We start from the raw sequence: 19,162 nt of genomic DNA on the forward strand, positions 1-19,162 counted from the left end.
GCGGCATCCATGCCGCCAACGGTCACTTACATGCGAGTGCTTAATCCCATTAATAATCAGCATATATCTGCTGACAACTATTTCAATTTGACGCATAGAGAATTTAGCAGCAAACACTAAATAAAAGGCATTATCCATTACTAATCATTTGGTAATAACTGAAATAAATGTTCCCTGTTTGTGCAGCATAACGCTTTTTACGAAGTAACAAGCTAGTGAAATCTATACGCTCCTCAAATACAGCCATTAAATCTCCCCCATCCATTAATAAAATAGAGGAACCACCAGCCTGATGTGCAGCAACGCCATCTTGAGAGAAACCATTGATGGATAAGAAGATGCCCAACGTGTTTTCAAGTTTAGTTTTAACTTTGTCAGAAAATACTGCTAAATCTGCCTTATTTACGAGGCTTTTTTGCCACTTTGCCTCGAAGAGATATTCAGTTCCATCAAGAGAAAATGCGCCATCTAACTGCTCCCCAAGATTTTTAAATGATGCTTTCGGATCTAAATCAAAAAGCTCAAACAATTCATACATTATTTTCTCTAATTCGAACCCACGGACTTGCGCGTTATCAGTCCCAACCAAAGACATATATCTATTTTTTATTTGTTCAAGCTTTTGGCGAACAGCAACGTTCGCTTTAAGCTTTATAGCCGCTTGCTCTTGACGGCGTTTAATCTCATCGTGTTCTTTTTTTATTTCTTGATGGGGCTCTACAAGTTGTTTTAATTGATTTACTGAACTTCGTGCTTTTTCTACTTTTTGAGGACCATCATCTAGAGATTTAAGATGCGAAAAATCATTAATTTTACAAATCTCATAGCAAATTTTAGTTAAGTCACCAAGATGTGATGATTGATTTACAACGAGATAATCAATAATGTCAGAGGCGATTTGTCGCTTGTAATTCTCCCAATTGAATTTATTAAGAATGGAAGGATTAGATAGGCAAAGTTGGAGAAAACCTCTTAATTCAGATTTATACCAGTACACAGAGCAAAGAGCCTCTTTCAGCGCCATTATTCCTGCTGGGGATATTTGCTTAGCCATACGTAATCCTATCTTGTAGTAAGTAACGTTTTATTACTCATGCATTACATTACTGCAAGGCACATATAAGGACTTAGCAGTTATACTGCTGCATCCAATTTTTTAATTTGTTCTATGCTATAGGAGTTTATTTTAACAAGAAAGTTGTTATTAATGCAGTCTTGACGGTAATCACTTGATATTAAAATTACTTAACAGTGCGTTTTATTTTAAGTGTGATTTGTTATTAATGCTCTTGGGTCTGAACGTATAAAAAAAGTTAACTAAAAGACATTACAGGCAAATCTCTTCGGGCTAAATTTCATACCTGATGCCGCAGAATACTATTCCCCTCGGAGTTGCCGCAGGGCGAATGGTAAATTCGCGTGAGTCTCGCCATGGATGGCGAGCTAGCTTTCGCAGGTGCAGGGGCGAATGAAAATCGGTGATTTTCGCGCTTATGAGCGAGAGGCAAGGATTGCCGAACTGGAGTGCTTTACATGGATGTAAAGCGAGGACTTCGGAAGCGATAGCAAATTTGCCAATGAGCACAAGGAGCTTTCAACTCCGTTGGGGGCGTCATGGAGCATCCAAGGAGGATAGGACGAGCAGTCCTCCTTGGTCGGGTGTGGGGTGAAGCCCCACGACTTTCTCGGCCGTAAGGCCGCAAAACTCAACGTAAATCAAATAGTGATTTACGTCGCCCCATCACACTGTGATTTACCTGCTTGATAGCAACTGGGTTGACGTGGACACACGGCGCCGCGAGAGCAAATAAGGCGGGCGTCATTTTTGATCCCGCGCTCTATCCAGTTGATATTGAGGATTTTTGCGACGCTCACCAGATCACTTTTAATGTGTTTGGGAATGGTGACTGAACCGCCACTGGCGACACAGGCATCTTTCAAATCGTGGGCGATAGACAGGGCATCTTTGCCTTGGGCTTCAATGGCTGGATTCAAATCTATGCCAGCGCAGAGCACATGCGGGTTGCCCGCCGAGTCTTCGACTTTAATCGACTCACAGCAGTAAATGCGGGGTTCGTTGCCGACGTTTAAAATCGAAATCTGTGCCGAAGTGCCAACCGTTGGCTCACTGATCATCCTAAAGACGGCCCAATGCTGACAAGGGTCTTCCACTAACCGCATATTGCCCCAAGGCAGTGGAATCCCGTTACCACGGTAAACGGCCTTGAGCTTGCCTGGTGCGTAAGCGTCGAAATAATGCCAATGAGGATAAGGAGATACCACTGTCATGCGCCGCATGGCGACTGAGGCTGACACTTGCAGTTGCTTGTGTACTTCAATCTCATAGCCGTGGCGGTCGAGTAATTGGCGATAAGGCACTTTAGGGCACAGCAGCGCACCGGCGAAGAAGCTCGATTCAAAATCGCGCCACGCATGCAAGATATCCTGCGCGTTCAAGGTATTGGACTGCATACCCGCCTCTTCATCCACTTCTAATTTGCGGCCTGAGATCATCACACTCTTGAGGCCATCCTTGTTGTGCAACACGCAATGACCTATGTGCACGGCTAAATCATATTTGAGTCTGTTGGGGCGATTTTTGAGGATTTTATTTACATAAATCGTGCTCGGCGGCTCAATAAATGAGGTGACCAACTGACGCGAACTCACGCCCATTTCATCGATAACTTCCTGCGGCGTACTGTCTATCCACTTAATTTTTAATCCCATTCCCTTAGCAATATCCAGCATATCGTCCAGAGATAAGGGCATACGTTTGAGGCCGACTTCTTCAGCGGCACGTTCAAGATCAGGGAAATGATTTTGATGGTGTTCTTGATGGGCGCGGATCAATAAATGGGCAAACTGCCGACCTGAGATCCCTGTTTGCGACAGCATCTCAGGTATCGCTATTTGTAAAATATCATTGGAAAACAAAAAGCTGGGTTCGAGTGCCATACCACTTATGCCACCACGTCGACCCTTGTCTGGCGTAATGGCGTTTTCTTCGGGCACATCGTCTAAGAACCATTCGGCGTCTTTTTGAAAAACCGCGGCGATCACAGCCAGCATTCCGGCACTCGGCACACGCTTGCCACGTTCGATCATCGACAAATATGACACAGAGGGCGCACTTCCCGCGTCGACTCGAATGCATCGTGCCGACAAATCTTCCATAGTTAAATTATTACGTTTCCGTAGGTTACGTATTTTTGTGCCTAGGAAATGTGATTTTCTCATCAAGCTCTGGTCATTGCGCATTTTGTAAAATTCACAGTGTAAAATTTTTATTGTGAAATTGTAGTCAAAAAAAGACTAGACTACAAATCAAGCAATCAAGGAAAGGCTAATGCGAACAAGCTAAGCCATTCCAGTACAAGAAATGCTTAACCACTCCCACTAAAAGTGGCTAAGCACTCAAAGCGGACAAACCAAATTGAAGACAAACTTTGATAAGCCAAAAGTTAAATCAAAACCCTGAATTTTTTTAAATTGAAAGAGTGAGAGGAACAAGCGATGAATATGTCAATTATCAAGAGCAACCAGATCCAACCGAATCTAAACAGCCTCATCGCAGAAGAAGTGCTAGCCGTGGCCCAAGTGAATGTCGCCGAGCACGAGAAGATCGCTAATGCGAAACAATTCCTCGACCGCCTCTTTCCACTTAACTCTGGTTCACACCAAGATGTGAGCAGCTATGTGGTTTACTACCAACACCTGTTGGCCTTTTTTGCCGACGGCAGCCACAGTGGTTTACGTCAGCCAAAACAGTTTGTGGCCTTTAACGGCACTAAAGATGCGCCTTGCGCCATAGTGTTACAGGACCTAGGTTGCCACGTTGAACTCAGTTTCGACCGCAGTGGCATGATAGGTGCGAGAGACGTTGCCAATCTGGAAGATATCCAAATCGGAACGTCATTAAACATGGTAGTCGGAACACCAGAGTCACGTTCTGCCGCATCGCGCCATTGGCTCAGCCTATTACATGCGGGTATGTCCAGCGCCAACGACACCCAAGATAAGTTGTTTACCGCAAAGGATGGCAGCGATTACAACTTGAAAAGTATCGTAAATTTATAATTTCACGTTTTGTAACCTCGCCATTTATTATCTAGCTAAGAAGATGAACTGAGCTCAGTTCATCTTCTTCAATTTACCCTCCTGCTTTGCACAATCCTCTGATAGTCAATAAAACTGACTGACTAGATAAGTTTAATTGATTTTATTGAGGCTCATACACCCAGCTATAACGCCCTCTTGCATCTGTCTCCATGATCAATCCAATTGATCGCCATTTTGTATCCGTCGCTTAATGTGAAGATCTGTGGTTGGAACGATAAACCGAATCGCTCGAGCCTAAGGCGTTATGAATTCTTCATCGACATCACAGCAAAATAATAAGACTCATCGCATCGTTTTCATCTGTGCGGGTTTGTTATGCCTCGCGCCTTTTATCTCATCGCCCATGGCGCTAGTGTTAGGTTTTACCTTAGCCAGCCTTGGTTGGGTGCCAGTGCAATGGAATATCGCCGCACTCACCAAAAAACTCCTGTCTTATTCGATCATTGGCTTAGGGTTTGGGATTAACTTAAACGCGGCGATCGAGGCGAGCACCCACAACTTCGGCCTGATTGTTGGCTCAATCTTTTTCACCCTCAGCTTAGGGTTTATGCTCACCCGCGCCCTGAAATTTGATCATGTCACGGGCCACTTAATCGCCTCTGGTACCGCTATTTGCGGTGGCAGCGCCATTGCCGCAGTCGCTCCGGCCATCAATGCGCGTAACGATCAAACCGCCACTGCGTTAGCCTGCGTATTTGTGCTCAATTCAGTCGCGCTATTTTTATTCCCTGCACTCGGCCACTTGCTCAATATGAGCCAATACGATTTTGGCGTGTGGAGTGCCATCGCCATCCACGATACTTCATCGGTTGTCGGCGCGGCTTCAGCCTACGGCGATGAAGCCTTAAAAACCGCCACTACCATAAAACTCGCCCGTGCCCTGTGGATTATTCCGATAGCATTGGTCAGCGCTATGTTGTTTGGTGGCAATAAGCGCAAGCTTAACCTGCCGTATTTTATCGGTTTTTATTGTTTAGCCATTGCCGTGGCCCATTGGTTGCCACAATTCCACGCTGTTTATGACACCTTATTTATGGTGTCGAAACGGGCATTAGTCCTGTGTTTGTTTTTGATTGGTGCAGGAATTACAGTGCAGAAAATGCGGGCGAGTGGCCCCAAACCTTTGTTGCTTGGGGTGATGCTGTGGGCAGCAATTGGTATCACGTCTTTAGTGTATATTGTTTATTTTCAATAGCTAAGATTTAACTCAAAGCCAATCTACTCTGCCGTCGGCTTCATTCGCCAAGCCCAGTAGAGGACGCCAACAAAGGCGGAGAATTCGATAAGTGAACGCACGAGTCCTGTGGTTTGCGTCGAAGCGACCAAGGCAATCAGGCAAAACACGATAATCAGCCAGTTTTTCAATTGCATCTTCCTGCAAACTTAGGGGATGCTCATTATTGTTTAGAACTAAAAACTCAGCAAATATCGATTTTCAATAACAAATAGCTATAACAGCTAAGCCAATCCTGCGCTGATTAAGCTGCCTTAGGGCTTGATGCCGCTTCATTCGCAGCAAGATCTTGATTATGTTCTTGAATAAAATCTTCCATAAACCAAGCGCAAAAAGTATGGCGTCCATCGACTGCCGCTTTACCGTAAATGGTCGATGCCTGTTGTCTGACGGTTTTTTCTTTAGTCTGGCGCACTTCGGCAATTTCTTTAAAGCTTAGGCCCTTAAGTAATAAAAAAGCCACTTGCTGCTCACTCTTAGTAAAGCCCCAAGTCTCGAATTGCTGCGACACCGCTTGGCTGTATTCTTGTCTGGCAGAGCGCATTTGCGTCGACATATTGTCGATTTTTTTATCCGCATGCTCCAACCGTTTAGCCAACGCTTTCACTTCGCGGGAGCGACGAATAAGGTCATAACTTAAGTACATGGCACCAATCACAGTGAGCACTAATAACATGGCTTCCTGGGCAATATGCCATTGGGGAATGCCCAATTGAATGTCGGAAGTGATGTCAAAAAGCTTAAAGCATATGATCAAGGCCAACAGACCAATAATGACAAGATCCTTCATCGAAAAACTCCTAAATAAAAGCAAAATCAACCCATTAATTTATGGGACATATGTACCATAGACGGTTTTATGATACATGTCCCCCACGACTTTCGCCCACCAATCCCTACACTAACAGCACACTTTATTACCATAGAATCGTCCTATGTCTGTCAGTACGTCTTGTATCAAGTTATGTCTGTTGGCGACCTTAGTCAGCAGCAGTTTCCTGTGCCACGCCGCGCATTCCGAGCTATCTCAAGCACTCACCACCAGCCAAGCAAGATTACATTCTCTATCTCAATCAGGCGGTCAGTTACCGCAATCACAAATAAGCTTAAGCAGTTCATCTTGGCTCAATGGCCTGCCGAGCATTAGCTTGAGTCACTTAGGTAGCCTAGATAATGGTAACAGCTACGAGCAGGAACTCTCACTCAATTTGCCAATAAAATCCCCTGCTTTGCACAGCAGCGATAAGCAAATTAAACAACTCACCCAAGGCATTCAGGTGCAACAAGCCGCGCTGCAAGGCCTGTATTTATCGGGATTATTGCGACAAAGCCTGTGGGAACATCGTCTTGCTGCAGTGAAACTGGCCCAATTAGATCGCAAGAGCCAATTACTCGACAAGCTTCATAGTCAGCAAAAGCAACTCACAGATGCGGGCGAACTGCCGATTGCCCACATACTCTTGTTAGAACGCGAACTGGTGGATATTGCACTGGAGCGGGTCGATCTTAACCAGCAACAGGCCGAGGCGCGTGCCCTCTATCAACAACTCACCGGACAAGAGCAAATACCGCAGAACATAGCCGAAACCGCGCGGCCACTTTCTGCCAACAACCAACCCAATGACATGCTCGCGCAGCATCCATTATGGCAACTATTGAGCCTGCAGAAGCAGCAACAACTGTTGATCATCCAGAGTCAGCAAGCAGGGAATAACGATCCTTGGGCAGTCTCACTCACGGCCAAAAATACCGCAGATAATCAAGTCGATGATCAACAGCTTGGCATCGCCGTTTCTGTACCGCTGACCTTAGGTTCTGCCCTATCACAAACCGAATTATCCCAATGGCAACAAGCCAATACCGAGCACACGCTCAACCTCGACCGTACCTATATCGAGCTGAAAACTCAGCTTAAAAAACTAGAGCAACAGCAACAAAATCTGCTCGACCAACAAACATTGCTGACTCAAGCCTTACACCTTAGCCGCACGATCACAGAAGAGCTGGCCAAGGTCAAAGACCAAAATCAAGTTAGCTACGAAGTCTGGCTGCGCCGCTATATGGATGCCCTCGATACCGAATCCCGCTTAGCACTGAACCAAGTCGCGCAGCAACAACTGCACTCCCAACAACTGCAAGCCTTAGGAATTTCATTATGATGGTCAAGTACGGCGCATGCCTTTTCTGTTTATCCGCCAGTGTTGCCACCTTAGTGCAGGCTGAATCCTTAACGATAAGCTCCCTCGGTAATTTGGACCTGAGCTACGTGCAACCACAGAAAGTCGCCAGTTATGAGGGCAGCCCGTTGCCCGCGCAGGTTGAAATCCTCCCCGGTAACGATTATTGGATCAGCACGCCGGAAAATATCCAGCAGATCAGCTTCCTCGTCGGCCAAGGCCAGCTCGTCACTAAAGGCCAAGCAATAGTTAAACTGACTGGGCCAGAAGTGTTCCACTACCTCGCCCAAGTCGAAGCCGCCAGCAGCTTATATCAACTGGCCAAAAGCCGTTATGAGCGCAATAAACCCTTATTAAACAATGGCAGTATCAGCGCAGAAAAATGGCAAGAGATCAGCCAAGACTACTTCAGCACTCACCTCGAATACGAGCACATGCAGCATTTTATGGAGATAGTCAAAAGCACAGATGCCGCCACAGACTCCCTAGTGGTAGGCACGCCAGTGGCGGGGATCGTTAAACTCAACCAAGTAAAAGGGCCTTATATGGCGGGTTCACAGCTATTCTCACTGGTGCCCAGCGACAGCATTCGCGTCAAGGTCAGTGTGCCAATGAGTCAGTCACACTCGCTCTCGGCGGTGAATATCAATCAGTGCCATATCGCCATTGAGTCCGTGTCGGCCATCGCCGAAGGTGCGTTTGTGACCGCTTGGTCATCACCCTTGCCGCAGGAGTGTAACTTACTGTTAGGACAACAGATCACTGTGATACCCGAGTATCAAAAGGCGGTGTATTTATTGCCTAAAAATAGCGTATTCAGTTGGGAGCAAGACAGCCAAGTCTTCACTAAAACCGCAGACACGCTCACCTCGATTACGATCGATATTCTCGGTTCAACCCCAGAGCAATATATCGTTGAAAGCGATCAAGAACTCAGCCAAATCCAAGTGTTATCCCAGTCCGTTGCTGCAGTCAAAGGCATAATGCTTGGCTTAGGAGGCGAATAAGATGCTGACCTCAGTCATCCGCTTTTCGCTTACGCAGCGCTTATTTGTGCTGATTGTGGCGCTGATCATTATGTTAGCGGGAGCGCGAGCCTGGTTTTCCATTCCCTTGGATGCCTTTCCCGATATTTCGCCCACCCAAGTGAAGATTATCCTCAAGGCGCCCGGCATGACGCCGGAGGAAATCGAAGCGCAAATTACCGTGCCGATTGAAACCGAACTGTTAGGTATTCCCCATCAATCGATTCTGCGCTCAACCACTAAATACGCCATCAGCGATATCACCCTAGATTTTGACGAAGGCACAGATATCTATTGGGCGCGCCAGCAGGTGAGCGAACGCATCGCCGCCGTGTGGGACAGTTTCCCTGAAGGTGTGACGGGCGGCGTAGCGCCTATGAGTACGCCGCTCAGCGAAATCTTTATGTTTTCACTCGAAAATCCCAATCTTTCGCTGATGGAAAGACGGCAGTTGCTCGAATGGGAAATCCGTCCGCTGCTACGAACCGTTGCAGGTGTCGCCGATGTGAATATCCTCGGTGGCTATGCCAAAAGCTTTAGTGTGACCCCCAAACCTGCGGCTATGGCGGCCGCAGGCGTAAGTTTTGCGGCGCTGCAACAGGCGATAGTGGAGAATAATCACAACGAAGGTGCGGGCAAGCTCACTATTGGTACAGATACCATAATAGTGCGCGCCGAAGGTCGCATCGATGATATCGACGAACTCAAACAATTAGTGATCAAGGCCGATGATGCCAGAGTGTATCGACTGCAGGATTTGGCCGATATTCAAATTGGCCACTTAGCTCGCTATGGCGCAGTCACGAAAGACGGCAACGAAACCGCCGAAGCCTTGATCATCGCCCTAAAAGACGCCAATACCGCACAAGTAGTCAAAAACATTAAAGAAAAACTCGATCAAATCAGCCTAACCTTGCCAGAAGGGAGCCAGATCAACACCTTTTACGACCGCGCGAATCTGATCAATACCGCGATTGAGACCATCTCCAATGCCTTGTTCGAAGCCGTAGTGTTGGTGATTATCTTGCTGGCGCTATTTTTAGGCAACGTGCGCGCCGCATTGGTCGTGTCACTCTCGCTGCCTCTTGCCGCGTTGATGACGTTTTTGATGATGGATTACTTCAATCTTTCTGCGAACTTAATGAGCCTAGGCGGACTAGTTATCGCCATCGGCATGTTAGTGGATTCATCTGTGGTCGTAGTCGAAAACATGGTAAATCTTATCGCTACTAAGCAGAGATTACCGCGGCTGCATTTGATTTTTCGCGCGACCAAGGACGTTGCCATTCCCGTAGTGTCGGGCACTGTGATCGTCATGATAGTGTTCTCGCCCTTACTGACCTTGAGCGGGCTCGAAGGCAAACTCTTTACCCCAGTTGCGGTCACTATCGTGTTTGCCATGCTGTCGGCGCTGGTGTTGTCGTTAACCGTTATTCCGGTTATCGCTTCTTATCTCGTCAACGAAAAAGCCGCCAAGGAACCTAAGGCGATTGAAAAGCTTAAACAGCTTTATCTGGCCAGCCTCAAGAGCACGTTTAGCCATCAAAAACGCTTTATGGTGATCGCCTTTAGCTTGCTTATCGTCAGCTTAGGCTTGTTCGGGTTAGTGGGAAAAACCTTTATGCCGACCTTAGATGAAGGCGACATTATCCTGCAGCTGGAGAAATCCCCGTCGATTTCACTCGAAGCTTCGATTGCCATCGACAAGCAAATTCAGCAAACCTTGCTGGCTAAAGTTCCTGAAATCAAACAAATGGTGGCGCGTACTGGCGCGGATGAAATCGGCTTAGATCCCATGGGGCTCAATGAAACCGATGTATTCTTAGAACTTCTGCCCCGCAGCGAATGGCGCTTTGCCAATAAAGAAGCGCTTATCGATGCGATCCGCACTGTGTTATTGGACTATCCCGGCGTTAATTTTAACTTCACTCAACCGATACAAATGCGCGTGTCCGAAATGCTCACTGGTAGTATTGGCGACGTGGCGATTAAGGTCTTTGGTAATGATATCGACACCTTAGGCCAGCTCACGAGCCAGATCCAACAGCTCGTTAATGCCACCAGCGGCAGCGTCGATGTGAAAATGGCGATGATCGAAGGCAGTCCTTTTATCAACCTCACCTTAGATAACGAGCTCGCCCGTGGCTTTGGCATGAGCACCATGGAGTTTGCTCGCTACCTGAAAAGCCAACTCGAAGGCGTGATAGTGACCGAAGTGCTGCAAGGTAAGAAGCGCACACCCGTACTGATGGCTAATAATCAGAGCCACTTAAGTAGCATTAATGAGCTTAAAAATCAGTTACTGGTGATGCCAGATCACTCCTTAAAACGCCTCAGTGATGTCGCCACATTAAGCTATAAGCAAGGCCCCATCCTTATCGAGCGTGAGCAAGGGAATCGCTTTTCAGTGATCACCACCAACGTGCAGGGTCGCGATATTGTGAGTTTTGTAGAAGAGCTCAACGCTAAAATCGCAAAGGAAATCAAACTCCCGAGCGGTTATAGCGTGAGTTTTGGTGGCGAGTTTGAAAACCAGCAGCGGGCCACCAGCAATTTACTGTTAGTGATCCCCATTGCTATCGCACTGATCACTTTGATTTTATTTACCACATTTGGCTCACTGGCCAAAGCGGGCTTAATCCTCGCCAACGTTCCCTTCGCTATGATGGGCGGCATAGTTAGCCTGTATTTATCGGGGGAATATTTGTCCGTGCCCGCCTCGGTTGGCTTTATCGCCCTACTTGGGGTTGCTGTGCTCAATGGCGTGGTGATGGTCAGCTATTACGAACAAACCAAGCACATGTTCAGTAATCTGCGCGAACGGGTAGAACAAGGTGCGGCGCGGCGTTTACGCCCCATTTTGATGACGGCGACAACGGCCATGTTTGGTCTTATGCCGCTAGTGTTTGCCTCAGGTCCTGGGGCTGAAATTCAAAAACCTTTAGCGATTGTGGTGATTGGCGGCCTGCTCACTTCAACCATTACCACACTGTATTTACTGCCAATTCTGTATTTTTGGCTGGAGAAACGTAAATGAGCACAGAACAACTGTTAGTACTGATCGCCCAAAATGATATTAAGGACGACATAGTCGATACCTTGATAGAGTTGGAGTTTCTATCGGGTTTTAGCCTAGGGAATATTTGTGGTTTTAGCCGTGAACACAGCCATTTTAATATCAAGGAACAAGTGGAAGGTTATCGGGAGTTTTGCAAATTCGAAATCATGCACCCCGCTGCACAACAAGCGGCGCTACTCGCGGCGCTGGCTTTGGTCTGCAAACATAATCCCTGTCGCTATTGGATTATGCCCATTTATCAAAATGGTACTCTGTCCTAACTCGCTGAGCGGTTAAATCTCGGCATCCCGACCTTATCGCTAAGGTCGGGATGCCTTATAAAATAGCTACAAAATTGGCGTTGGACGCCGCACTAAAAAACCACTCAGAATCGATAAAATGCAGTAAGCAGTAAAGAAGTAAAAACCGTTTTCAAATTGCGCCTGTGTTTTTAACATTTCCCCCATGCCACCTGAGGCGTTCCCCGCCATAAAGGTGATGATCAGCGCTACCACAAACACATCGGCCATCGACCACTTGGCGAGTGCATTGACGACGGCATTAATCCTCAGCTTCAGGCCAATCGAGCTAACACATTGCTGTGCCAGCATTAAACTCAACTTTAAGGCAGGCACCACCACGCTGAATAACATGACTAATCCCGCGACGAGCTCATTCCCAGAGTGATAAAGTTCGGTTACCGTTCCCCAAATACTGCGGGTTTTCTGCAACACTTCGACTTCGCCCTTAAGGCTATTAAACCCAAGCAACCCACTGACCATGCTTAACATGCCGCGGGCACTGTCACGCCCAGAGTCCTCATCAAATCTTTGGGCAACTTGCTCTATGCCTTGTTCCGCCAGCTTGGCCTTATCGATACTGCCGCTGATACTCAAAATAGGTTGAGTCACCCCAGGGATTAACAAAGCCAAGGATAAGATAATGATAAAAATAGGAAATAGAGATTTCATAGCACTGTTCATAGCATTGCTCGACCAGAGAAATACTTTCAGTTTACGGTTTTTAGCGCAGGCTCTGCAATCATTCACACCAGCCATCGACTCAGATGACCGGCATTTAAGGTAGGATTTGAAGATTAATAGAAAGGCGTCGGATCGATATCTAATGTACTCGGTGACACACCGCGTTCAATATAAAGTTCAGATTTTAATAAATCCACCATAGCGACATCAGTGTAACGTTTTACTTTTAAAGAATAAAAACACTTTACGATTGGATGTAGCGCATCCCTATCTTTCGAGGCCCAAACAATACCAACACGACCATCCGACAATTCAACTAAGGAACCCACAGGGTAAACACCAATACAACGAATAAACTCATAGACCAATTCTTGATCCAAATGGAATGGCGTTAGACTGAGTAAAATTTTAAAGGCCGCGGCAGGGCTCATAGCCTCTTTATAACATCGCGTCGCTGTCAAAGCATCGAAGATATCAACGATACAACTCATACGGCCATGGCGGGGGATTTCATCCCCCTTCAAACCCCTTGGATAACCTCTGCCATCTAATTTTTCGTGGTGCATCAAGCAGATATCTTTACTGATCTGCGAAAGACCAGTAGTTTCGTTCATAATTTCAAGCGCATACACTTGATGCAGCTTCATATGTTCAAACTCTTCCGGTGTCAGTTTGCCCGGCTTGTGCAGCACTTTATTGTCGACTTTAATCTTGCCAATATCGTGCAAAATCCCGCCGACCGCCATTTCCCGTAGCATAACACGATCTAGCTTTAAGTATTTACCAAAGGTAACCAGTAGAAAGGCGACATTCACTGAATGTTCAAGTAGATAGGCATCTTTTGAACGGAGTGCAGACATACATTTAAGCGCATCAGCATCCAACATCACTGACTCTATCATGGTATCGGCTAACGCTTCGAAGGGAGCTACTTCGATGGCTTTACCTTCGAAAGTCTCAGATAAGACTTTACGAATGAGGTCTTTCGCTTCGGTAAGCATGACTTTAGCTTGAGCTTGTTGCTTATCGCGGCTAATGAGCGCTTTTTTATTGTCGGTTTGATTATCGTTAGTGATTTTTTTCTTTAACCCACAATGTTCAGCCGAACGATCAGCGTCTACCCAAACAAATTTAATACCACTTTTAGCTAACTTTAAAATCGCATCCTTGTGCTTAATTTGTCCTGCATTTGCAATAGCAAGTTGACCTTTATCATTTTTGTCTATGGCACTGACAAACATACCCAATGTCAGCTGTGACACTGGTAATTTGATAAGTTCAACTGATTCTGCCGACTCACTCATATCTACAACCCCAAGGATGATGTGCCTGAATAAAATATCAACTTAACCATACGACATTAAAGCGACTTACGCTCAAATGTTCTGTTGTTATTTTTGATTATTATAGAACAGACGTGAGGGGCATTCTAAGACGAGGATTAGAAAATCACCATAGACTTTCTTGGTAAATAAAGGGTCCTAAACAAGATACGATGAAATCAGAGCTTAAGGCGTAGATTAGGCCCATTTCAATCTCTCATTATTTCAACAAATGCCTAAGGGCTAGGCATTCAAAACCTGCAACCCTCACGCGCGAAAAGCTCACAACTACCCCACATAACGCTCAGCCATTTCAGTTGACTCTTCCACCAATAAACCATTACGTAAACTCAGTTGCCGTGACACTGCGCTGTGTTCAATGCTTCTGTGAGTGCTGAGCAAAATAGCGCAACCTTGGGAGCTTAACCGCTTTAGCAAGTACCACACTTTGCCGTAGTAATGCTTATCCATCCCCGCCAATGGATCGTCCAAAAGCAGCACCTTAGGGCGTAGACAGGCGAGTGACGCTAAGGCAATCAAGTGCTGTTGGCCGTAGGATAATTTGTGGGGCGACAGATGGGCTAAGCTAAATAAATCCAACTCGTCTAACATTTGCACCGCTCGCTCTTTGGGGAGCTCAAAGCGCCTAAGGCTAAACTGCATTTCGGCTAGCACGTTAGACTCGAATAATTGTCGACTCGGCCTTTGCATCAATAGTCCCAATTCAGCGCCATAAATCCCCAATTTAGGCCTTCGCCCTAGCACTTTAAGGGGAAGACGCTGCCTTAAACTGTGCACGCCAGCTATGGTTTTCAATAGACTCGTTTTACCAGAGCCGTTGTCGCCCACTAAGGTCACTATCTCCCCCGCCTGTAATTGGAATCCTTGCGGACACGCAAATAACATGGGACAAGCATCGAACCCAAAATCAAAGGCTTCGGCGCTGACCAAGACTTTGCCTAAATGCTCAAATTTAGCTTGATGTCGCCACGCAGGCGCTTCAATTTGTGGCGCATCGCTCACTGTATAGATGCCTTCGGACAACTTGCCAGCCTCTAACTGCCAATAATGCTGAATAATCTCGGCGAATGCCGAGGCGTTATGCTCAACTAATACTAGCGCCATACCATCTTGGATAAGATTACGAAGCACGACCAGCAGCTCACTCACACCGTGATCATCGAGTTGTGCCCAAGGTTCATCGAGCAGCAGTAAATGCGGCTCTGACACTAGTTGGGCGGCGATCATTAAGCGATATTTTTGACCGAGGGAAAGCGTGCTGACTTGGGTATCGAGGCGCAGATACAAGCCCACGCGCCGTAGTGCTAATTGCACTTTAGGTAGCATTTGCTCGGTGGGAATACCGAGGGTTTCTAAGGCGAAAGCCACCTCGGCACCAACGGTTTGCCTTAGTAGCTGAGTTTGTGGGTCTTGCATTACCAGACCCGTAACCAATTGAGGATAACGCCAGATGTCACCTTCATGCGGGCGATTTAACACGCCCGCCAGTAGGTTTAGCAGACTCGATTTTCCTGAGCCCGTAGGACCGCTCACGCAATGGCATTGGCCTGTGCCAATCGCCAAGTTAATTTCCTGTAATACCGTCGGTAACTGGCTGCCATAGTTGAAGCTAACGCCTTCGAGATCTAAGAGTTTCATGCTATATCTGCCTATAAAGATCTAACGAACAGCCTATGACAAGGCTTCACCCTAGTCGTCTTTTCATTCCCACGGCGAGTCATACGTTAATAGACATCTAACTTGTCACGTAGAAAATTTAAGATGTGCCAGCTATTGTGGACCGCGATTATTCTGTCTCAACCGAAAAACGTTTAAAAACCAACCTAGATCGACTAATTACGACAAAGGGAAAGTACATTTAGCGACTAAGAGACAAAATGTCCACCGAGGGTGACTTGCCCGACAAAAAGACCCACTCAAGTCACATTTTTTATCAGCGTAAAATGAGACTATGGCGAAAGTCACACGATAGGGCCTTACATCTTGACACACTCGACCGTGGCCTTTAATTTGAGCGAAAGATTCTTATTTACAGACTAAAATCACTACAGGTAAATGGCTTGTAAAAGAGGACATTAACCTGAGTCGAATTTACTGACGCTGACAGAGTGACCTTCAGCTTTCGCCTTCATCCGTTATCTTTGGAGTTCTATTTGCCCGTTCATGCCCTGTCTGAAGACCTTAAGTCTCTCATCGACAAACTCATTCAATTAAAGCAAGTTCCACCGACGGAACCGATAGTGCAGTTGTCACTAAACACTGTCACTATGCCTTTAATTTCATGGCTGGCATCACAGACTCAATACCCAAGGATCTACTGGCATGGGCGCGACAGAATCGAAGAAGTCGCGGCGATAGGGGCGTGCAAAGACTTTAGATTTGAAACCGGAATCAATGATCAGCAACTGGCCATGGCCTACCAAGAGCAGCGAGCCTTATCGACGAATCAGAATATTCGCTACTATGGCGGTGTTGCCTTCGATCGCACTATAGAGTCTTGGCCTGAGTTCGGTAATAGCCGCTTTATCCTGCCGCGCATTGAATTTAGACGCAGTGGGAACAAATTTAGCCTATTAGTGAATCTTAATTTTGCTGATAATGATCACCATAGCGAGATAGATAAGGCCATCGGCGCTATCGAAGCCGTCATGCCTGCTAAGCCACTCTCGCCACCTAAAAAGATCGTTCCACTTGGGCGCAGTGACAAACCTGATTTTGAACGTTGGAAGACATTAGTCGAGCAAGTGGTGGATCCTAAGTTCAATCAAGATACCCCAAAAGTCGTGTTATCCCGCTTAACACAACTTGAAGTCAACGAACCTATCGATCCTTGGATGGTGCTGGCTTGCTGGCAGGGCCGTAATCCCAATAGTTTCCAGTTTGGCTTTCAATTTAGCCCAGATCGCACTTTTATCTCTTGCTCACCAGAACGTTTATTCCGCCGCCGTCAGCAAGAACTATTTACCGAGGCACTTGCTGGAACAACGGTACGCGGTCTCAATCAAGAAGAAGATGTTGCGCTGGCGAACGCTTTATTAGAAGACAACAAAAATAGCGTTGAAAACCAACTTGTTCGCAGTCACATAGTGAATATGCTCACGCCGCTGAGCAATTATGTTGGCGCCGATGAATTAGCGACTATTTTTAAGCTGAACCATATTCAACATTTACACCGTGCAATTCGAGCCGAATTGAAGCCGGGCGTGAATGATTTCCAACTTTTGCAAGCCCTGCATCCTACTCCTGCAGTTGGCGGCTTGCCGCGGTATTCAGCGCTAAACTTTATTCGTCAACGTGAAGGTTATATTCGCGGTTGGTACGCCGGTGCCTGCGGCTATTTCAATAAATATGAGAGTGAGTTTTCGGTAGCGATCCGCAGTGCGCTGATCGAACCAGGTCGGATTAATCTATTTGCGGGGGCGGGAATTATTGCAGGTTCTGAGCCTGAAGCTGAGTGGCAAGAGCTTGAAAATAAACTCGCAACCATAATGTCGATTTTATTCGAAATGTAATAAGCCTAGTAAACATTAAGACTATTCAGCGCCATCAGCCCTTCGTTTTTCAATCGTTTCAAGGTAAAGCCTGTCCTGTTCACCCGAATCGATTAAGCGCTTATGTGCAAGGTCAAAATGTTGTTTCAACATCTGGCCTTTCTCGGTGTTAGCGAAAACAAAATAGGTTTCGGCCTTGAGTACACCTTGAATAATCACAAAATTTTGTGGCGCCTTTAATTTAGGAACAAACGTAAGTAAATTAGGTTTGTAATCTAGCACGGCATCTATACGTCCAGCATTTAAGCTATTGAGCATAGTCAACATATCGCTACTTTCTTCGTAATACATAGGCACAGGTGTCAGCATATTGTATCTGTAGGCCAGCATGGCCTGAACCTTCTTGTGGGATAGGCTTTCAATACCGGTCCAGCCTGCTGCCACCTCGGGAGTAACAGCCACATCGATAGAGTCCACTTCAACCATATTCTCTGTTAATAGCCCCTTTTTAATATCACCCTTGTAAACGCTGAGCGTGATATCGGTACGATTGTGCTCAACAAGATATAAACTGCGGGCAAAAGGCATAAACTGCACATTGAGTTGCCATTCTGGCTCAGGGAAAATCCGCTGAAGTAACTCGAAGTAGTAACCCGTTTTATCACGATTGGCAAATCCCTCCCAAGTTGACGTTGCTACATCGACCACTATCGGCTGAGCGGCGGAAACTGACACAGGTAACACAGCTAAAAATAAGCAAAAAGTAGCAAAAAATCGTCTCATGGCTATCCTCCTTCGACGTATTCAAAGTGTAGAAGAGTTTTCATTCTATGTGCACATTTAAACAGCAGACTTGCATCTTAAAACTCGACCACTATAATGGCGACCCGATTTCAGCACGCTGTCACCGGCAATAAAGTCGTAAACATAATAAATTGAATATTAGCGGGTTCCCTCACCCCGCCCTACACAACTAAAAAGGCCACATATGTTAATGTTAACCACAGCGCAGCTTCGCCGCGCTTTATTCCTATTAGTAGGATTTCACATACTGATTATTTGCGTCAGCAACTACTTAGTACAATTGCCATTTCAACTGTTTGGCTACCACACAACTTGGGGGGCATTCAGCTTTCCGTTCGTGTACTTAGCCACAGATCTCACTGTCCGTATTTTTGGCCAACAAGCCGCACGCAGCATCATACTCAAAGCTATGATCCCCGCTTTGATGATTTCCTACGTGATGGGAGTGATGTTCCATCAAGGCAGCTTTCAAGGTGCTGATTCACTTGCACAGTGGAATACCTTTGTGTTCCGAATTGCCTTTGCCAGCTTCGCGGCTTATTTGATTGGTCAGTTGATGGATATTAAGGTTTTTGCCCGTATTCGAGCCAGTCGCTCTTGGTGGGTCGCCCCAGCCGCCTCAACCTTAGTCGGAAATCTGGTCGATACTTTAGTCTTTTTCAGTATCGCCTTTTACGCCTCTTCCGATAGCTTTATGGCAGCCAATTGGCCCGAAATCGCTACCGTTGATTACGGCTTTAAGCTAATCGTGAGCTTAGGCCTTTTCCTACCGGCATACGGTGTTTTGCTAAAAGTCTTACAGGACAAGATTTTGCGAGCCAATCCGCAAGAATCAATTTCCTAATTAACCCAACTGGCCAGACCTGTTATAATTTAACCAGTTAATAGCTCAGCCCTGCTCCTGTTAACGCGCGAGTGGGGCTGA

Annotated in this window: 16 protein-coding genes; 8 read left to right on the plus strand and 8 right to left on the minus strand. The window is 46.3% G+C overall.

Features of this window, described 5'->3' with window-relative positions:
* Positions 1-130: 130 nt before the first annotated feature.
* Together ACHA99_RS12075 and ACHA99_RS12080 are read right to left on the minus strand one after the other, a co-directional pair.
* Complete coding sequence (locus tag ACHA99_RS12075; protein ID WP_113940184.1) at positions 131-1,054, minus strand: hypothetical protein; 924 nt, start codon at positions 1,052-1,054, stop codon at positions 131-133.
* 674 nt (positions 1,055-1,728) lie between these two features.
* Positions 1,729-3,261, minus strand: coding sequence for a DUF3612 domain-containing protein (locus tag ACHA99_RS12080; protein WP_105250724.1), 1,533 nt, complete (start codon positions 3,259-3,261; stop codon positions 1,729-1,731).
* Positions 3,262-3,516: 255 nt separating this feature from the next.
* On the opposite strand from ACHA99_RS12080, the gene ACHA99_RS12085 reads away from it, so the two are divergent.
* Both ACHA99_RS12085 and ACHA99_RS12090 read left to right on the plus strand, forming a co-directional pair.
* Positions 3,517-4,080: a malate synthase gene (locus ACHA99_RS12085; protein ID WP_011845404.1), complete on the plus strand. Its 564-nt coding sequence runs from the start codon at positions 3,517-3,519 to the stop codon at positions 4,078-4,080.
* Positions 4,081-4,366: 286 nt separating this feature from the next.
* The gene (locus ACHA99_RS12090; protein WP_168826154.1) at positions 4,367-5,317 is read left to right on the plus strand and encodes a YeiH family protein; all 951 of its coding nucleotides are present in this window, start codon (positions 4,367-4,369) and stop codon (positions 5,315-5,317) included.
* A gap of 23 nt (positions 5,318-5,340) precedes the next feature.
* Here ACHA99_RS12090 and ACHA99_RS12095 read toward each other — a convergent pair whose 3' ends face one another.
* Positions 5,341-5,487: a hypothetical protein gene (locus ACHA99_RS12095; protein ID WP_105253023.1), complete on the minus strand. Its 147-nt coding sequence runs from the start codon at positions 5,485-5,487 to the stop codon at positions 5,341-5,343.
* Positions 5,488-5,600: 113 nt separating this feature from the next.
* Positions 5,601-6,146 carry a LuxR C-terminal-related transcriptional regulator gene (locus ACHA99_RS12100; protein ID WP_105250726.1) on the minus strand — a complete coding sequence of 182 codons (546 nt, stop codon included), beginning with the start codon at positions 6,144-6,146 and terminating at the stop codon, positions 5,601-5,603.
* A 145-nt stretch (positions 6,147-6,291) separates the two neighbouring features.
* On the opposite strand from ACHA99_RS12100, the gene ACHA99_RS12105 reads away from it, so the two are divergent.
* The 4 genes from ACHA99_RS12105 to ACHA99_RS12120 are packed head-to-tail and all read left to right on the plus strand — an operon-like array spanning position 6,292 to position 11,897.
* Entirely contained in the window at positions 6,292-7,515 is a 1,224-nt protein-coding gene (locus ACHA99_RS12105) for a metal transporter (RefSeq protein ID WP_393942968.1), read from the plus strand.
* The gene (locus ACHA99_RS12110) at positions 7,512-8,540 is read left to right on the plus strand and encodes a membrane fusion-like protein (RefSeq protein WP_393942970.1); all 1,029 of its coding nucleotides are present in this window, start codon (positions 7,512-7,514) and stop codon (positions 8,538-8,540) included. The genes ACHA99_RS12105 and ACHA99_RS12110 overlap by 4 nt, the downstream gene beginning before the upstream one ends.
* Before the next feature lies 1 nt (position 8,541).
* Positions 8,542-11,595: an efflux RND transporter permease subunit gene (locus ACHA99_RS12115; RefSeq protein ID WP_173248412.1), complete on the plus strand. Its 3,054-nt coding sequence runs from the start codon at positions 8,542-8,544 to the stop codon at positions 11,593-11,595.
* Positions 11,592-11,897 carry a DUF3240 family protein gene (locus ACHA99_RS12120; protein WP_006079422.1) on the plus strand — a complete coding sequence of 102 codons (306 nt, stop codon included), beginning with the start codon at positions 11,592-11,594 and terminating at the stop codon, positions 11,895-11,897. Before ACHA99_RS12115 ends, ACHA99_RS12120 begins: the two co-directional genes overlap by 4 nt.
* 66 nt (positions 11,898-11,963) lie before the next feature.
* Here the strand turns inward: ACHA99_RS12120 and ACHA99_RS12125 are convergent, their stop codons facing one another.
* From ACHA99_RS12125 to ACHA99_RS12135, 3 genes are all read right to left on the minus strand, one after another.
* Entirely contained in the window at positions 11,964-12,599 is a 636-nt protein-coding gene (locus ACHA99_RS12125) for a paraquat-inducible protein A (protein WP_219254466.1), read from the minus strand.
* A 113-nt stretch (positions 12,600-12,712) separates the two neighbouring features.
* The gene (locus ACHA99_RS12130) at positions 12,713-13,903 is read right to left on the minus strand and encodes an HD-GYP domain-containing protein (RefSeq protein ID WP_105250731.1); all 1,191 of its coding nucleotides are present in this window, start codon (positions 13,901-13,903) and stop codon (positions 12,713-12,715) included.
* Positions 13,904-14,209: 306 nt separating this feature from the next.
* Positions 14,210-15,580 carry an ATP-binding cassette domain-containing protein gene (locus ACHA99_RS12135; RefSeq protein WP_393942973.1) on the minus strand — a complete coding sequence of 457 codons (1,371 nt, stop codon included), beginning with the start codon at positions 15,578-15,580 and terminating at the stop codon, positions 14,210-14,212.
* A gap of 515 nt (positions 15,581-16,095) precedes the next feature.
* On the opposite strand from ACHA99_RS12135, the gene ACHA99_RS12140 reads away from it, so the two are divergent.
* Positions 16,096-17,454, plus strand: coding sequence for an isochorismate synthase MenF (locus ACHA99_RS12140; RefSeq protein WP_393942975.1), 1,359 nt, complete (start codon positions 16,096-16,098; stop codon positions 17,452-17,454).
* Positions 17,455-17,475: 21 nt separating this feature from the next.
* On the opposite strand, the gene ACHA99_RS12145 is transcribed toward ACHA99_RS12140, so the two are convergent.
* On the minus strand, positions 17,476-18,216 hold the full coding sequence (locus ACHA99_RS12145) for an ABC transporter substrate-binding protein (RefSeq protein WP_173497812.1): 741 nt from the start codon (positions 18,214-18,216) through the stop codon (positions 17,476-17,478).
* 205 nt (positions 18,217-18,421) lie between these two features.
* Between ACHA99_RS12145 and ACHA99_RS12150 the strand changes: the two genes are divergently transcribed.
* On the plus strand, positions 18,422-19,081 hold the full coding sequence (locus tag ACHA99_RS12150; protein WP_105250735.1) for a 7-cyano-7-deazaguanine/7-aminomethyl-7-deazaguanine transporter: 660 nt from the start codon (positions 18,422-18,424) through the stop codon (positions 19,079-19,081).
* Positions 19,082-19,162 lie beyond the last annotated feature (81 nt).

Source organism: Shewanella sp. S23-S33 (assembly GCF_043359565.1).
Taxonomy (GTDB): domain Bacteria; phylum Pseudomonadota; class Gammaproteobacteria; order Enterobacterales; family Shewanellaceae; genus Shewanella; species Shewanella oncorhynchi.

Bases quoted from the DNA above. Each gene is read 5' to 3' on its own strand.
- ACHA99_RS12090 (WP_168826154.1), top strand. From the start codon at position 4,367: ATGAATTCTTCATCGACATCACAGCAAAATAATAAGACTCATCGCATC.
- ACHA99_RS12105 (WP_393942968.1), top strand. From the start codon at position 6,292: ATGTCTGTCAGTACGTCTTGTATCAAGTTATGTCTGTTGGCGACCTTA.
- ACHA99_RS12135 (WP_393942973.1), bottom strand. From the start codon at position 15,580: ATGAAACTCTTAGATCTCGAAGGCGTTAGCTTCAACTATGGCAGCCAG.
- ACHA99_RS12130 (WP_105250731.1), bottom strand. From the start codon at position 13,903: ATGAGTGAGTCGGCAGAATCAGTTGAACTTATCAAATTACCAGTGTCA.
- ACHA99_RS12080 (WP_105250724.1), bottom strand. From the start codon at position 3,261: ATGCGCAATGACCAGAGCTTGATGAGAAAATCACATTTCCTAGGCACA.
- ACHA99_RS12125 (WP_219254466.1), bottom strand. From the start codon at position 12,599: ATGAACAGTGCTATGAAATCTCTATTTCCTATTTTTATCATTATCTTA.
- ACHA99_RS12115 (WP_173248412.1), top strand. From the start codon at position 8,542: ATGCTGACCTCAGTCATCCGCTTTTCGCTTACGCAGCGCTTATTTGTG.
- ACHA99_RS12110 (WP_393942970.1), top strand. From the start codon at position 7,512: ATGATGGTCAAGTACGGCGCATGCCTTTTCTGTTTATCCGCCAGTGTT.
- ACHA99_RS12145 (WP_173497812.1), bottom strand. From the start codon at position 18,216: ATGAGACGATTTTTTGCTACTTTTTGCTTATTTTTAGCTGTGTTACCT.
- ACHA99_RS12075 (WP_113940184.1), bottom strand. From the start codon at position 1,054: ATGGCTAAGCAAATATCCCCAGCAGGAATAATGGCGCTGAAAGAGGCT.
- ACHA99_RS12100 (WP_105250726.1), bottom strand. From the start codon at position 6,146: ATGAAGGATCTTGTCATTATTGGTCTGTTGGCCTTGATCATATGCTTT.
- ACHA99_RS12150 (WP_105250735.1), top strand. From the start codon at position 18,422: ATGTTAATGTTAACCACAGCGCAGCTTCGCCGCGCTTTATTCCTATTA.
- ACHA99_RS12120 (WP_006079422.1), top strand. From the start codon at position 11,592: ATGAGCACAGAACAACTGTTAGTACTGATCGCCCAAAATGATATTAAG.
- ACHA99_RS12085 (WP_011845404.1), top strand. From the start codon at position 3,517: ATGAATATGTCAATTATCAAGAGCAACCAGATCCAACCGAATCTAAAC.